This window comes from Microcoleus sp. ARI1-B5 (assembly GCF_036705795.1).
In the GTDB taxonomy this organism is placed as follows: domain Bacteria; phylum Cyanobacteriota; class Cyanobacteriia; order Cyanobacteriales; family Microcoleaceae; genus Microcoleus.
The window spans coordinates 63,237-77,725 of record NZ_JAUBVK010000014.1 but is presented as its reverse complement, the minus strand read 5'-3'; the positions used below and the strand labels follow the sequence as shown (position 1 = coordinate 77,725).

Sequence of the window (14,489 nt, the reverse complement as noted above, 5' to 3'; positions counted from 1 at the left end):
AAGAGCTATTTTATAAACTTATTAAATCTCTCTATTCGTGCTTTACCTGTTGCGAGCGAATAACTATTACTTGCGACATATAATAAAATTGACGAGATTAATCCGCTTGACTGATTGCAATTAAAACAATGGCTGTTGAGATAGGTACATAAGCCACTAATCGTTAATTTTAATTGTGTCAAATATGACTTTTTTTAATTATTCAGTTCCGCCTCTGCGCCGCAAACAGCTTAAGCTTGACGTTCAGGATTTAGAAGGGGTTTGGCACGTTCATTTTCCCCTGGGAAAAGATCGATCTTATTCAACATTTTATACTTGCCTCGATCGAGCTTGCCTGATGTGGAGCTTGCTGTTAATACCCATGTTCGGCACGGCACAATTTTTTCCTGTCAATTGGATGCTGCAAGCAGGTTTGTGGTCGGCGCTGAGCCTCGCGGGTACAGTGTCTATGGTAAGCTCGACTTACTGTTGGGTCAAAAAAGAACGCCTGACTTGGGTGCTTTACGGTTGGGTAATACTGATGTTATTAGGATTGCTGCTGACAGACTTGGGCATTTTTTTGGGTTGGGGAAAAGTGTTGGCAAATCTCTGTCCCTTGTGGTTGGGACTGAGCGGAATCGGGTATTTTTGGACGGGATTGGCTGTGCGATCGCGCGCGCTGTTAGCTGCAAGTTTCTTTCACCTGTTGGGGATTGTAATTTTGCCTTATACCAGCGGTTGGTCTTTCCTGTTTACCGGAGCTGTCATGGTATTTAGCTTGCTCGTTTTAGCCGAATTGCAATGGGATATGCAACATCCGATTAATTACGCTCCATTAACTCCAAAACAGCAGCATTTAGAGCCCGAACAGCACCGCATCCGACAGCTATCAACCTAAATCAAATTGGTTCGCCTCCGCGGACTTCAGTCCTCAAAAAACGCGGGCTGAAGTCCTCACTACCAACCTGAGCTTGGTTCGTAGTGGGACTTCATTCCTCGGAAAATGCGGACTGAAGTCCGCGGAGGCGAACCTCAATCACATTGGTTGGTAGTGGGAATTCATTCCTCGGAAAATGCGGACTGAAGTCCGAGGCTGCGAACCTCAATCACATTGGTTCGATCGTTGGGAATTCATTCCTCATCAGACGAGAGAGGACTCAAGTCCCAACCATCAAACCCGATCGAGGTTATTTTAGCGGACACGATAGGACTAATGACTGACGACTGATGACTAATGACTAATGACTAATGACTAATTGCCACCAGACTGTACAGATTTGCGGGTTTGGTTAGTATCGTCGCCCTTGTGATGCCAGGTGCCGCCTTCCCCTTGAACATATTCTGACTTTACGCTGTTCCAAGCAACGCGAGTAGCAGCATCTTGGCTCATTCCATCTTCGCTAGCGCTCTTCAAAGCAGCTTGAAAAATATTCTGCGCTCCTTGGGGGAGTTCTTGTGCTTCTGAAGGTAATGTGTCAAATTCTTGTTCGGGCATAATGGCTTCCAATTATTAAACATAACTTGAATCTTATATACTAGAAGCCACAACCTTCCTCTCTCTAAAAGCAAGTTTAAACCAGCATTTTTATCACTCCAAAGACAGATGTAATATTAAATTTATTGTGGTGAAAGAATGCAGTTTGCTTGCCGTTGCTGGTTGCGCCGGATTTGGGTTATTTCCACGATCGCACAGCTATAAATCTGACTTCGGCTTTTTCACCTGCGAACTTAGAAAATACGTCAGCGCAGCGATTACTAAAGCGATACTCCCTCCGAAGGGAAGGATGTTCGGATCGCCCTTCCACCTAACTACCTCGGCGAGAAACAATACGCTCAATACGACGACGATCACGCTGGTGAGTTTGGTTTTGAGGTCGTCGATGCTGTGAATTTCCAGCCAGTAGGGTACTTTAATCCGCTCGTCAATGAACAGCTCGTAAAGTCCGAGCGCCGTAATGTAAAATACTGTGGCTAGCAGAAACAAATCCACAACTTCGATAAAGGACAGAATCAGTTGTTTCGAGTTTTCGCTGGAAACCGATGCTGTAGCTAGAGTGTGACCGATGGTAGTCATAGTTTCCAGCGCACCGTAGATCAAAAGCGTCACAGAGGCTGCAAACGAACCGATTACAGCGATTAACATTAGATAGCGACTTCTGGCAAGAATTCGATGCAGCATAGTTGATCTCCCCTTGGAAAATGTGTTAGAGAACAAGCGCTCTCTGGCATACCTTTTAGTTTACTATATCAGGGTTTGGTCGATCGCACTTACAATCAATTCTGACGAGTGCGCCACCGCTGGTTGATTTGCTGGTAGCGCGGGCTCGCCTCTGGGCGATCGCCCGGCGAGGCGAGCCTTTCTCGGAATGCGCCGCCAGTCAAAACCGAGTCAAAAGCCTTGCAGTTGTGAGGTTGCTCGCCCTGAAGGCGACTTTGATATCTCGCCAGCGAGCTGTTGGATATAATGTAGTTTACTGGGAAAGTTTGAGCGGTATGCTGCGAGGGCCAAAATTCCCAGCAAGTTAAGGAAAAATAGCACTCAAAAAAATATTAAACTAACTCATCTGGTGGAGCTAAGCGAGCGAAACGCTAACCCAAAATCTTTCAGAAAAACCGGGTTTCTCTCCCCATCCGTAACTTTTGATGTAGCTAGTGAACCGCCAAATCAAATATCATCCACCACCTGAAATAAAACGCCCTTTTGCCAAATATTCCTAAAGATGAATGTCTAACTTGCACGATAAGCAATACATTAAAAACTATTAACGCTGCGGTGTAATTTTCCATGGGAAAAATCATCGAAGAAACAAGAGTAAATTTGCTCTCTCAACTTCATTATCCCGCAGCGAATGTTATAAAAGTTGCAGGTGGCGCTGTCCATTTGACCCTGCGGTTTTGGCAATCAAAAGCGCTCGCAGGACTCTACAAGGTAAAAGCAAGGTAAAAGCAAGCATAACCATGAAATCTTCTAAATTGTTGAAAGTTGTTTTAGCAGGCGCTTGTACTTTAGGTTTAGCAACGGTTTCCTTAGCAGTGCCTGCTTCTGCCCAGTCGGGAGGCGGCGGTGCTGGCGGCGGTGCTGGAGGCGGTGCTGGCGGTAGCGGCGGCAGTGGCACAAGCGGTACAGGTACAAGCGGCACAAGCGGTACAGGTACAAGCGGTACAAGCGGTACAGGTACAAGCGGTACAGCAGGTACAACTGGTACAGGCAGCGGCACAAGCGGTACAGGGAGTACAGGTACAAGCGGTACAGGTACAAGCGGTACAGGTACAACTGGTACAGGCAGCGGCACAAGCGGTACAGGTACAAGCGGTACGGGTACAACTGGTACAGGCAGCGGCACAAGCGGTACAGGCAGTACAGGTACAAGCGGTACGGGTACAAGCGGTACAAGCGGTACAAGCGGTACGGGTACAAGCGGTACAAGCGGTACAAGCGGTACAAGCGGTACAAGCGGTACCAGCGGTACGGGTACAAGCGGTACAAGCGGTACCAGCGGTACGGGTACAAGCGGTACGGGTACAAGCGGTACAAGCGGTACCAGCGGTACGGGTACAAGCGGTACAAGCGGTACGGGTACAAGCGGTACAAGCGGTACAAGCGGTACAAGCGGTACAAGCGGTACGGGTACCAGCGGTACCAGCGGTACGACAGGCACGGGTACAAGCGGTACAAGCGGTACCACTGGTACGACAGGCACGGGTACAAGCGGTACCACTGGTACGACAGGCACGGGTACAAGCGGTACCACTGGTACGACATCGGCGCCGACTGAGACTAATTCTGGAGTTTTGAGTGCTCGGCGCGATCGCCCCAACAATTTGGGGTGGTTGGGCGCCCTGGGCGCGTTAGGTTTGCTCAACTTGTTTCGCAAAGGCAATACAGCGTCCGATCATCGCTAGGAAGCGGGCGATCGTACTATTGAAAACTTAGAGGCTTAGAAATTCATGACTTCACCAAATCGCAAAAATTTGTTCGTAAAATTGGTTACTGTTGCCGGAATTGCCGGCGTTAGTTCCTTGCTCGCCGTGCCCGGATTCGCAGAATTAAACCGCCAGACTAACGACTCGAACAATTCTAATTCTGCTAACTTGATTGCGATCGACCCCAACAACAATACCAATCCAGGGGGCCGTCCTTTTGACTCGACTAATCCGAACTACACTAACGATTTGGGGGGCAGTCCTTCGGACTCTACAAATAGCCCCAGCAACAATAACAATCCCGATCGTTCTTCGGAAGCTCCCGTGAGCGATCCGAACAACAATACCAATCGGGGCGGCCGTCCTTTTGACTCTACTGTCCCCAGCAACAATAACGATGCCGGCCGCCCTAGCAACACTCGCAATAGCCCCAGCAACAATAGCAATCCCGGCCGTTCTTCAGAAGCTCCCGTGAGCGATCCGAACAACAATACCAATCCGGGCGGCCGTCCTTTAGACTCGACTAATCCGAACTTCACTAACGATTTGGGGGGCAGTCCTTCGGACTCTACAAATAGCCCCAGCAACAATAACAATCCCGGCCGTTCTTCACAAGCTCCTGCGAGCGATCCGAACAACAATACCAATCCGGGCGGCCGTCCTTTTGACTCTACTGTCCCCAGCAACAATTACGAGCCCGGCGGCCCTGGGAACACTCGAAATGGTTCCAGCAACAAGAACAATCCCGGCCGTTCTCCCAGCTCTTCAACAGGCGAAAATTCTCCTAATTCTGTCAGCAGCAGAGACACCAACTTTGTGATGCAAGCAGCTCAAACTGGTATGCTGGAAGTGCAGCTCGGCAGATTGGCAGTGCAGCGCGGTTCTAGCACTGGTGTGAAACAGTACGGGCAAGAAATGATTGACGAACACACTCGGGCAAATCAAGAACTGATGCAGTTAGCAATGCAAAAGGGCGTTGAAGTGCCAAAGCAGATGAGCGGCCAAAACAAAGCTTTGAGCGATCGACTTTCGGGACTTTCCGGTACAAGTTTTGACGCAGCTTACAAACAGGCGATGATCGACAGCCACAATCAGGCTATTGCTTTGTTTCAGGCTCAATCTCAACAAGGACAAGATCCCCAGTTAAAGGCTTGGGCTACCCAGAAATTGCCCAACCTTCAGGCGCACTTGCAAATGGTTAACCAAATGTTGGCAGATGTCAGCCAGCCACAATAATTAGCTAGAGTCCGATCGCGTGAAAGTGCGATCGGACTCTATCTTTCTGGCTCCGACACTTATAGCAGTTGACAGTTGACAGTTGACAGTTGACAGTTACAGAGTACGGGCATCAAACCGTTTATGCTGTGGGTTCTCATCTCCATTCATTTTTGTTATTTATGCCCTCACGCCATGTGGCGGTTGCTATAACAGCAATCTAAATGCTATAATTTTTGAGAACAATGGAAGATTTTCTGGGCAGCTTGTTGGGCAGCAACATTACAGCGACGTGGCTGTTCTTAATCGTAGGGTTTTGCTGGATTGCTTACATACCCGGCCGCCTGAGAAATTAAAAATTATCAATTAAAACTTAAAAATATTTCAGGGTGTCCCGGAACCTCACATTTTCTCCCCTATTTAATGCGAACAATCAGACGCACCCTACTACGCCGCCTAAATTAATAGTGGCTTAACAGACTTTCGGGCGATCGCACTTCACCGCCCGCCGATTTATTCAAACAACACACAATTAGTTACTGCCGATTGTCCACAAAAACAGTCACAGCCGCCACAGCGATTAACATTTCATCATTTTTATCATTCAGAGAGGCGATCGCCCTTCCTGGCACAATCATGCCCCCTTGCTCCACAATCAGAGTTTTGCTCCCAAAAGGCAGCACCGCCAACACATCATCCGGCCGCACTTGTTCCGGGTAAGGAACGGCCACCTTTACCTCTACAATCATCTGATTTGGATCTGTCAAACCAGCGACTTCCCAGACGCCTAGGAGAGCATTATTGGCGATCGCATTTCGTACAGCCCTAGCCGCCGCCACAGTCGGTTCCTGCCCGTGCTGGTCTATACCCATCCCCATTTCAATGATAAAACATTTACGTGCCACAGTTACCCCTTCCTTGATTTTTGTTGATAGTCGTTAGCGATGCCCTCGAAGACGATCGCACTTTTTCTCAAAACAATTATCAACCAAAGCGACCAATATTTACATTATGCGATCGATCAATTCAAGCTGTTATATTTTTAAATTTATTTGTTTTAAATAATAAAAATATTGTGGGGTGGGCCGGAGATCCCGCCCCAAAGATGAAATTTCCATGTGCAACAGCTTAACAACAAAACACTCATTCAGTTAAAAAAAATCCCACAAGCGACAATCTCAAAACCCATAGTTAATCAGTCATTGTCAATCTAAAATCCCAAATCCCAAATCTAAAATCGCATAACTTATGGTAATATAACCAAAATCACCATTCCTCGCGGACTGCCAAACTCATCGCCAGCTTGAATCATGGATAGTTTTCTCCCCATCGCCTACTTTCAAAACCAATTTCTCCCCTTTACCGACGCCAAAATTTCCATAGCCACCCACGCCCTGCACTACGGAACCGGAGTTTTAGGCGGGTTGCGAGGAATTCCCGACCCCCAAAATGCCGATCGCATCTTACTATTTAGATTAGACCGCCACTGTCAAAGATTAAGTCAAAGTGCCAGCTTCCTCCACTGCGATATTCCCGCCGACAAAATCCAACAAATAATAACAGATTTTGTCCAGAAAAACCAGCCCACAAAATCATTTTACATCCGCCCTTTTATCTACACATCCAGTTTAGGAATAGCCCCCCGACTGCACAACGTAGAAACAGACTTCTTTGTCTACGGATTAGAGCTTTCAGACTATTTACCAAAAGAAGGAGTCAACTGTAGAATTAGCTCTTGGTACCGCCAAGAAGACCGCAGCTTACCCTTAAGAGGTAAAATTAGCGGCGCCTACATCACCTCAGCCTTAGCCAAAACAGAAGCAGTAGAATCCGGCTTCGACGAAGCGATTATGATGAACAGCCAGGGAAAAGTCAGCGAAGCTTCCGGGATGAACATATTTGTCGCCAGAAACGGTAAATTAGTTACTCCCGGTTTCGAGCAAGATATTCTCGAAGGAATCACCAGAGACAGCGTAATCGCCATCGCCCGAGACTTAGGAATAGAAGTCACAGAAAGACCAGTTGACAAATCTGAACTGTTGATTGCAGACGAGATTTTCCTGTGCGGAACCGCAGCCAAAATTACGCCCATTAACCGAGTAGAAAACTATCAATTGCCGAAAAACCGACCCATCACTGAAAAGATTTTGGACAAACTGACGGGGATTATTGAAAATCGCGACAGCAAGTACAAAGAGTGGGTATTTCCCATTAGTTTGTAGTGAGGACTTCAGTGGTTCGATCGTTCGGACTTCAGTCCTCTCCGGACTCGCATTCCGAACGATGGAACCTTTAGGACTCGCATTCCGAACGATCGAACCTTCAGGACTCGCATTCCGAACGATCGAACCTGTTTTACTCGCACAAAGCAGCCGCATGATGGCGAATGTGATCCTCCATAAAACTAGCGACAAAATAATAGCTGTGATCGTAACCTTCCTGCATCCTTAAAGTCAGCGGCTGTCCCGCTTTTGCACAAGCATCCGCGAACACATCCGGCAACAATTGCCCGTCAGCCAGATACGAATCAGCAGTGCCGCAGTCAATCAGAATCGGACGGTTGTATTGCTTTTGGCGAACTAATTCGCTAGCATCCCAAGCCCTCCAAATCTCTTTGTCGCCACCGAGGTAGTGTCCGAAGATTTTTTGTCCCCAAGGGCAGCGCACGGGCGCGCAAATAGGCGCAAAAGCCGAAACTGAAAGATAGCGATCGCAATTTTTCAAAGCGCAAATTAAAGCCCCGTGTCCGCCCATCGAATGACCGAAAATCCCCTGTTTTTCCGGCATGACTGGAAAGTTTTCGGCGATTAAATTCGGCAACTCATCAACCACATAACTGTACATTCGATAGTGAGAATTCCAAGGTGCGGCTGTCGCATCCACATAAAAACCCGCACCGCTTCCCAAATCCCAATCGTCGTCTTCCCCAGGAATGCCAGTATTGCGCGGGCTAGTGTCGGGCGCCACCAACATTAACCCATATTTTGCTGCCAATTGCTGCGCCCCCGCTTTTGCCATAAAGTTCTCTTCCGTGCAAGTTAAACCTGAGAGAAAGTAAAGAATTGGTACGGGATGTAATTCGGCTTGTGGTGGCTGGTAAACGGTGAATTTCATCTCGCTGTTGCAGGCGAATGATTGATGGCTGTAAAAGCCGAGTTTCCCACCAAAGCTTTTATGTTCTTTGTGCAGTTTTAAGGATTCTGATATCATGTTAATTCTATTTCATTTTTGAATTAGATTTTTTTTACCGCAGAGGACGCAGAGGGCGCAGAGGAAGAGAGAAGAGAGAAGGATTTTTGTTCAAAATGTTAAAACTGTGCGAATTACTTTTCCTTGGTGCATCAAATCAAAGGCTTCATTAATTTTCTCAATTGGCATTACCTGAGTAATCAAACTATCAATATCAATTTTACCGTCCATGTACCAATCAACAATCTTAGGAACATCAGTTCTGCCCTTCGCCCCGCCAAAAGCCGTGCCTTTCCAAACTCTACCAGTTACTAGCTGAAACGGGCGCGTGCTAATTTCTTGGCCGGCTCCGGCTACCCCGACAATCACGCTCACGCCCCAACCTTTGTGGCAGCATTCTAAAGCTTGGCGCATCACATTAATGTTGCCAATACATTCAAAACTGTAATCAGCTCCGCCTTTGGTTAAATCTACCAAATAAGGAACTAAATCGCCCTCAACTTCGCGGGGGTTGACAAAGTGAGTCATGCCGAATTTTTCCGCCATTGCTCGCTTGTCGGGATTCAAATCTACGCCGACAATCATGTTGGCTCCCACCATGCGAGCCGCTTGAATTACATTCAAACCCACGCCGCCCAAACCAAAAACTATGACATTAGAACCGGGTTCTACTTTCGCCGTATTGATGACAGCGCCGATGCCTGTGGTGACGCCGCAGCCGATCAAACAAACTTTATCAAAAGGAGCATCATCGCGAATTTTTGCTACCGCAATTTCTGGCAATACTGTATAATTAGCAAAGGTAGAAGTTCCCATGTAATGGAAAATTTTCTCGCCATTAATTGAAAACCTGCTCGTGCCGTCGGGCATCACGCCTTGCCCTTGAGTGAGGCGAATTGCTTGACAGAGATTCGTTTTGCCGCTCAAACAATATTCGCAGTTGCGGCATTCGGGAGTGTAAAGTGGAATTACCCGATCGCCCTTTTTGACACTTGTGACTCCCGCCCCCACATCTGCGACAATCCCGGCTCCCTCGTGGCCGAGAATCGCAGGAAACAAACCCTCGGGATCGGCCCCAGAAAGAGTATAAGCATCAGTGTGACAAACACCCGTCGCTTTAATTTCCACCAGCACCTCACCAGCCCGCGGCCCATCCAGATCCACCGTTTCAACGGTCAAAGGTTTGCCGGCACTGCGAGCAACTGCTGCTTTTACTTTCATGCTTTCCCCCGTGCGATGATTTGTTAAATGCCCCGTCAATATGTATTCTATTACTTAATCTCAAAATTGCAGCAAATTTATGACAAAATTAATTGTAATTACCGGAGTCAGTCGCGGTCTCGGTCTTGCCATGACCGAAAAGTTTATTGAATTGGGACACACAGTTTTAGGATGCGCCCGTTCTTCCCAAGCCGTGGAACAACTCAAACAAAAATATAGCGCCCCCAACCATTTTACTTGTGTGGATGTCGCAAATGACGAGCAAGTCAAAGCTTGGGCTACAAAAATTCTGGCAAATTACTTGCCGCCCGATTTGCTGATTAACAATGCAGCTATAACTAATTATTCTGCACCCCTTTGGAAGATCGGCAGCGAAGAATTTTCGCAGGTAATTGATGTTAACATTAAAGGTACAGCTAATGCGATCCGCCACTTTGTCCCGGCAATGATTGCAAGAAAAAACGGCATAATTGTTAACTTTAGTTCAGGTTGGGGAAGGTCAACTTCGCCGCAAGTCGCGCCCTATTGCGCTTCTAAATGGGCGATCGAAGGACTTACGCGATCGCTCGCCCAAGAACTGCCCCGAGGCATGGCAGCGATTCCTTTGAATCCGGGGATAATTCACACCGATATGCTGGAAATCTCTTTCGGAGCGGAGGCGGCAAGTTACACCCCAGTCAAAGCATGGGTGCAAAAAGCAGTGCCTTTTTTACTCAAATTGAAACCTTCAGATAATGGCGTGCCGATGACTGTTCCGGGATAATATAGCAACAAAAAGCAGAATATACGAACATCTCTCTTTTCTACTCCTGGGCGCCCTCTGCGCTCTCTGCGGTTAATAAAAAACATCTCAAAAATGAAATAAAATTGCTATATTCCTAACTCAAAACTCTTTCCCCAAATAGCCACTGTGAACTTGCCATTAACCTCAGCCTCGCAAACCCAAACCCGCAAAGCAGACCACATCCGAATCTGCCTCGAAGAAGACGTACAATTTCGCGAAACTACCAGCGGACTAGAACACTACCGTTTTACTCACTGCTGTTTGCCAGAACTCGATCGCACCCAAATCGATTTAACCTCCACATTCCTCGGCAAAAAACTAGCCGTACCCCTGCTAATATCGTCAATGACAGGCGGCACAGAACTAGCCCAGACCATCAATTATCGCCTCGCCGATGTCGCTCAAGAATACAAACTGGCCATGGGAGTCGGTTCCCAGCGCATCGCCGTAGAAAACCCTCAACTCGCTCCTACATTTGCAGTGCGCCGCCGCGCTCCAGACATTCTGCTATTTGCTAATATCGGCGCCGTTCAATTAAACTACAATTACGGTTTGGAAGAATGCCAAAAAATCATCGATATTCTCGAAGCAGATGCCCTAATTTTGCACCTCAATCCGCTGCAAGAGTGCGTTCAAACTGAAGGCGATACTAATTTTAAAGGACTGCTCGATAAAATTGCCAAATTGTGCGAAAAATTACCAGTACCGGTGATTGCTAAAGAAGTCGGCAACGGTATTTCTGGAAAAATGGCACAGAAATTGCTGGCGGCTGGGGTAAGCGCGATCGACATTGCCGGAGCCGGAGGCACTTCTTGGGCCAAAATAGAAGGAGAACGAGCCAAAGACAGCAAGCAGCGCAGGTTGGGCGCAACCTTTGCCGACTGGGGAATCCCGACAGCCGAGTGCGTTGTCAGCACCCGCGCCGTAGCGCCAGATGTTCCCCTGATTGCCTCTGGAGGCTTGCAAAACGGGTTGGATGCAGCGAAAACCCTCGCCCTCGGCGCGGATGTTGCGGGGCTGGCGCGGCCGTTTCTGCAAGCCGCAGCGCAATCGGAATCAGCCGCAGCCCTCTTAGCTGAGGTTTTAATTGCAGAAATCGCTACCGTGATGTTCTGCACGGGCTGCGCTAACTTGGATGAGTTAAAACATTCTGGGGTTTTGGAAAGGTTAAGATAAAAGTATGTCAGTTTGTAGTCGTGAGTTGTGAGTTGTTAGTTGTGAGTTGTGAGTTGTGAGTTGTTAGTTGTTAGTTGTTCAGGGGGGGGTACGAAGTTAATAGGGTTTGGGACACTATTAAGCCCTTGTCATTACCCACATCTGGTGAAACCCTCACTGCGCCGTTATCCCGCCAGGGACTTAAGTCCCTGACTAATAGCGTAAGTCGGTTAAAACCGACTAAGTTTCTGGTTCTTTTAGTCGGTTTTAACCGACTTATGCTATTAGCCGTAGGTTTGAACCTACGGGCGGGCTAGCAGGTAAACGAAAAATGAAAAATGTGGGTAATGACAAGCTATTAAGCCCCTAAGTTTGAAGTTAGGAGGCTAAGTCAAGTGATTTTATCGGCTGAAACCCTTATTCTCTCGTTACCCCCCTGAACGGTTACGTTAGTTGTTAGTTGTTAGTTGCTACCAATAACAAACAACAAATAACAAATAACCAATAACCAATAACCAATAACCAATAACTCATAACCAATGACTAATTACCAATTACCAATTATCTAAATGAAAGATTTCCTAAAATATACTTGTGCAAGTTTGCTGGGAACATTCCTCGGATTGTTGCTGCTGGGCGGCATCGGATTGGGGGGACTGGTAATGTTAATTGCTCTGGCGGCATCGTCGTCTAAAGATGCAGGCCCGCAAGTTAAAGATAAGTCGGTATTGGTATTAGACCTTTCTTTAAATATCACCGACAGCAAACCGAGCCGCAGCACGAGCGCGGCGATTCAAGAAGCGCTTTCGGACGAGTCTGGCGATGCTGTGACGCTGCGGACTGTTTTAGATGCGATCGAATCTGCGAAAAAAGACCCCAAAATCGTTGGGATGTATCTCGAAGGCAGTTCGGATGCCAGCAGCAGCGGGTTTGCCAATCTCAAAGAAGTTCGATCGGCATTACAGCGTTTCCGAGATGCCAAAAAACCCATTTTTGCTTACGAAATGGACTGGAGCGAGCGAGATTATTACCTCGGTTCAGTTGCTAACACAATTGCTATGAATCCTTACGGATCTCTTGAAATCAACGGTTTTAGCAGTCAAGCCATGTTCTTAACCGGTGCTTTCGAGAAATACGGCCTCGGAGTGCAAGTGACTCGCGTCGGTAAATACAAGTCCGCCGTCGAACCGTTTTTGCTCAAAAAAATGAGCCCGGAAAATCGCCAGCAAACTCAAAAATTGCTGGGAGATATTTGGGGCGAATACCTGAAAACTGTCGGGCCGAGCCGCAAATTGACTGTTCCCCAACTGCAAGCGGTTGCAGATAATGGCGGAACTTTGATGGCTGACGAAGCTCTCAAAGGCAAGTTAGTTGATAAAGTTGCATATTTTGATGAAATTGCAACAGAACTCAAAAAACTCACAGGAACTGATGGAGAAGATAAATCTTTCAAGCAAATTAGTTTGAAAAACTACGCCAGAGTTGCTGAGAGTAAAAACTCAAGTCGCGCTAACAAGAAAAACCAGATTGCTGTCCTTTACGCCGAGGGAGAGATTGTAGACGGGGAAGGCGGCCCGACTGAAGTAGGGGGCGATCGCATCGCTCAAGAAATGCGGAAAATCCGAGAAGATGACGACGTAAAAGCAGTAGTTTTGCGCGTCAACAGCCCCGGAGGCAGCGCGACGGCGGCGGAAGTCATCGGGCGCGAAGTCGCGCTGACGGGCAAAAAAAAGCCAGTTATCGTGTCGATGGGCAATTTAGCAGCTTCCGGCGGCTATTGGATTTCGATGGGTTCTAGCAAAATCTTTGCCGAAGCCAATACGATTACCGGTTCGATCGGCGTTTTTGGGATGCTGTTCAATGCCGAAAAGTTGGCTGCTAACAACGGCATAACTTGGGACGTGGTAAAAACCGCCCGTTTTGCGGATACTAACACGGTTTCCCGCCCGAAAAATCCTCAAGAATTGGCGAATATTCAGAGAATAGTCGATCGCATTTACGATCGATTTATCACCAAAGTCGCCGACTCCCGCAAACTGCCAAAAAACAAGGTGCAAGAAATTGCTCAAGGCAGGGTTTGGTCTGGTACCGCCGCGAAACAGTTGGGTTTAGTCGATGAAATTGGCGGCCTTGAAGATGCTGTCACAGAGGCGGCGAAGCAAGCTAAACTCGGCGACAATTGGCAGTTGGAAGAATATCCAAAACGCCGCAGTTTGGAGGAGCGAATCTTGGAAAAATTTGCAGGCGTTCGCGTTTTGAAACCAGCCGCCAAACTCGACCCGCTGACGGCCGAAGTTAAGAAAATGCAGGATGAATTGGCTGTTATCAAGTCGATGAACGACCCGCAGGGGATTTACGTTCGCTTACCTTTCGATTTGCGGATTAATTAACTTTACTCTTCAACCGGCGTCCGGCGGGTTTTGTCTGTGTAGTAGCGGTTTCAACCGCCGAGTTTCAACCGCCGAGTTTCAACCGCCGAGTTTCAACCGCCGAGTTTCAACCGCCGAGTTTCAACCGCCGAGTGCGATATTGAAAAACCCGGTTTCCTCAAGAAACCGGGTTTATGAATACCCTCTAAGTCGATCGACTGGGAATTGGCAATATTTATTATGCTGCACGCTGAGTTAACAATCCCCAGACGAAAAGTAGAACGATCGCACCGATGACGGCAAAAGCTATGCTGGGTATACTCAATGCTCCGGCGGTAGCTCCCGCGCTCGTCCCAAAGAACGTTTGACCTAGATAACCTCCCACTAGCGCGCCCAAAATTCCTAAAGCTGTTGTGGCGATAAAACCGCCGCCTTGAGTTCCCGGATAAATGGCTTTGGCGATCGCACCGGCAATCAGTCCTAAAACGATCCAAGCAATAATTCCCATTTCTTTTTCTCCTGAGTGCTTAACTTTTGTCTGCCTTGTCTTATGTTCTAAGAATAACAACCGATATCCCGTCCTTTCCTCTACCGTAGGGATGAACCAAAAGTGGTAGAATTTCTTATAAATCCTCGGAATTTGAGGCTTTTTA

Annotated in this window: 15 protein-coding genes; 9 read left to right on the top strand and 6 right to left on the bottom strand. The window is 47.6% G+C overall.

All coding sequences use genetic code 11. From position 1 onward, the window contains the following. Positions 1-184 precede the first annotated feature (184 nt). A complete protein-coding gene (locus QUB63_RS20240; RefSeq protein WP_332947072.1) occupies positions 185-877 on the top strand; it encodes a hypothetical protein in 693 nt (230 codons plus the stop codon). 354 nt (positions 878-1,231) lie between these two features. On the opposite strand, the gene QUB63_RS20235 is transcribed toward QUB63_RS20240, so the two are convergent. Together QUB63_RS20235 and QUB63_RS20230 are read right to left on the bottom strand one after the other, a co-directional pair. Next, a complete protein-coding gene (locus QUB63_RS20235; protein ID WP_332947071.1) occupies positions 1,232-1,474 on the bottom strand; it encodes a ChaB family protein in 243 nt (80 codons plus the stop codon). Positions 1,475-1,672: 198 nt separating this feature from the next. Continuing rightward, positions 1,673-2,158 carry a YqhA family protein gene (locus tag QUB63_RS20230; RefSeq protein ID WP_332947070.1) on the bottom strand — a complete coding sequence of 162 codons (486 nt, stop codon included), beginning with the start codon at positions 2,156-2,158 and terminating at the stop codon, positions 1,673-1,675. A gap of 128 nt (positions 2,159-2,286) precedes the next feature. Here QUB63_RS20230 and QUB63_RS20225 point away from each other — a divergent pair, with 128 nt between their 5' ends. The 4 genes from QUB63_RS20225 (at position 2,287) to QUB63_RS20210 (ending at position 5,139) form a co-directional block, all read left to right on the top strand. Beyond that, positions 2,287-2,505 (top strand): hypothetical protein, encoded by a 219-nt coding sequence (locus QUB63_RS20225; protein ID WP_332947069.1) that lies wholly within the window; start codon positions 2,287-2,289, stop codon positions 2,503-2,505. 259 nt (positions 2,506-2,764) lie between these two features. Continuing rightward, positions 2,765-2,923: a hypothetical protein gene (locus QUB63_RS20220; RefSeq protein WP_332947068.1), complete on the top strand. Its 159-nt coding sequence runs from the start codon at positions 2,765-2,767 to the stop codon at positions 2,921-2,923. A gap of 14 nt (positions 2,924-2,937) precedes the next feature. Then, positions 2,938-3,882, top strand: coding sequence for a hypothetical protein (locus tag QUB63_RS20215; protein WP_332947067.1), 945 nt, complete (start codon positions 2,938-2,940; stop codon positions 3,880-3,882). Positions 3,883-3,927: 45 nt separating this feature from the next. Beyond that, on the top strand, positions 3,928-5,139 hold the full coding sequence (locus QUB63_RS20210; protein ID WP_332947066.1) for a DUF4142 domain-containing protein: 1,212 nt from the start codon (positions 3,928-3,930) through the stop codon (positions 5,137-5,139). Between the two features lie 515 nt (positions 5,140-5,654). On the opposite strand, the gene QUB63_RS20205 is transcribed toward QUB63_RS20210, so the two are convergent. After that, positions 5,655-6,023, bottom strand: a complete 369-nt coding sequence (locus QUB63_RS20205) for a Lin0512 family protein (RefSeq protein WP_332947065.1) — start codon at positions 6,021-6,023, stop codon at positions 5,655-5,657. Positions 6,024-6,428: 405 nt separating this feature from the next. Between QUB63_RS20205 and QUB63_RS20200 the strand changes: the two genes are divergently transcribed. Further along, positions 6,429-7,340 (top strand): branched-chain amino acid transaminase, encoded by a 912-nt coding sequence (locus QUB63_RS20200; RefSeq protein ID WP_332947064.1) that lies wholly within the window; start codon positions 6,429-6,431, stop codon positions 7,338-7,340. A 133-nt stretch (positions 7,341-7,473) separates the two neighbouring features. Here QUB63_RS20200 and fghA read toward each other — a convergent pair whose 3' ends face one another. Together fghA and QUB63_RS20190 are read right to left on the bottom strand one after the other, a co-directional pair. Continuing rightward, positions 7,474-8,328, bottom strand: coding sequence for an S-formylglutathione hydrolase (gene fghA, locus QUB63_RS20195; RefSeq protein ID WP_332947063.1), 855 nt, complete (start codon positions 8,326-8,328; stop codon positions 7,474-7,476). A gap of 90 nt (positions 8,329-8,418) precedes the next feature. Beyond that, positions 8,419-9,528, bottom strand: a complete 1,110-nt coding sequence (locus QUB63_RS20190; protein WP_332947062.1) for an S-(hydroxymethyl)glutathione dehydrogenase/class III alcohol dehydrogenase — start codon at positions 9,526-9,528, stop codon at positions 8,419-8,421. Between the two features lie 79 nt (positions 9,529-9,607). Here QUB63_RS20190 and QUB63_RS20185 point away from each other — a divergent pair, with 79 nt between their 5' ends. From QUB63_RS20185 to sppA, 3 genes are all read left to right on the top strand, one after another. Next, positions 9,608-10,291: an SDR family oxidoreductase gene (locus tag QUB63_RS20185; RefSeq protein WP_332947061.1), complete on the top strand. Its 684-nt coding sequence runs from the start codon at positions 9,608-9,610 to the stop codon at positions 10,289-10,291. Between the two features lie 147 nt (positions 10,292-10,438). Continuing rightward, positions 10,439-11,488 carry a type 2 isopentenyl-diphosphate Delta-isomerase gene (gene fni, locus QUB63_RS20180; RefSeq protein ID WP_332947060.1) on the top strand — a complete coding sequence of 350 codons (1,050 nt, stop codon included), beginning with the start codon at positions 10,439-10,441 and terminating at the stop codon, positions 11,486-11,488. Between the two features lie 548 nt (positions 11,489-12,036). Continuing rightward, the gene (gene sppA / locus QUB63_RS20175) at positions 12,037-13,857 is read left to right on the top strand and encodes a signal peptide peptidase SppA (protein ID WP_332947059.1); all 1,821 of its coding nucleotides are present in this window, start codon (positions 12,037-12,039) and stop codon (positions 13,855-13,857) included. Positions 13,858-14,074: 217 nt separating this feature from the next. Here sppA and QUB63_RS20170 read toward each other — a convergent pair whose 3' ends face one another. Further along, positions 14,075-14,344: a GlsB/YeaQ/YmgE family stress response membrane protein gene (locus QUB63_RS20170; protein ID WP_332947058.1), complete on the bottom strand. Its 270-nt coding sequence runs from the start codon at positions 14,342-14,344 to the stop codon at positions 14,075-14,077. Positions 14,345-14,489 lie beyond the last annotated feature (145 nt).

Coding starts and splice junctions, on each gene's coding strand:
- QUB63_RS20240 (WP_332947072.1), top strand. CDS start 185: ATGACTTTTTTTAATTATTCAGTTCCGCCTCTGCGCCGCAAACAGCTT.
- QUB63_RS20235 (WP_332947071.1), bottom strand. CDS start 1,474: ATGCCCGAACAAGAATTTGACACATTACCTTCAGAAGCACAAGAACTC.
- QUB63_RS20230 (WP_332947070.1), bottom strand. CDS start 2,158: ATGCTGCATCGAATTCTTGCCAGAAGTCGCTATCTAATGTTAATCGCT.
- QUB63_RS20220 (WP_332947068.1), top strand. CDS start 2,765: ATGGGAAAAATCATCGAAGAAACAAGAGTAAATTTGCTCTCTCAACTT.
- QUB63_RS20215 (WP_332947067.1), top strand. CDS start 2,938: ATGAAATCTTCTAAATTGTTGAAAGTTGTTTTAGCAGGCGCTTGTACT.
- QUB63_RS20210 (WP_332947066.1), top strand. CDS start 3,928: ATGACTTCACCAAATCGCAAAAATTTGTTCGTAAAATTGGTTACTGTT.
- QUB63_RS20200 (WP_332947064.1), top strand. CDS start 6,429: ATGGATAGTTTTCTCCCCATCGCCTACTTTCAAAACCAATTTCTCCCC.
- fghA (WP_332947063.1), bottom strand. CDS start 8,328: ATGATATCAGAATCCTTAAAACTGCACAAAGAACATAAAAGCTTTGGT.
- QUB63_RS20190 (WP_332947062.1), bottom strand. CDS start 9,528: ATGAAAGTAAAAGCAGCAGTTGCTCGCAGTGCCGGCAAACCTTTGACC.
- QUB63_RS20185 (WP_332947061.1), top strand. CDS start 9,608: ATGACAAAATTAATTGTAATTACCGGAGTCAGTCGCGGTCTCGGTCTT.
- sppA (WP_332947059.1), top strand. CDS start 12,037: ATGAAAGATTTCCTAAAATATACTTGTGCAAGTTTGCTGGGAACATTC.
- QUB63_RS20170 (WP_332947058.1), bottom strand. CDS start 14,344: ATGGGAATTATTGCTTGGATCGTTTTAGGACTGATTGCCGGTGCGATC.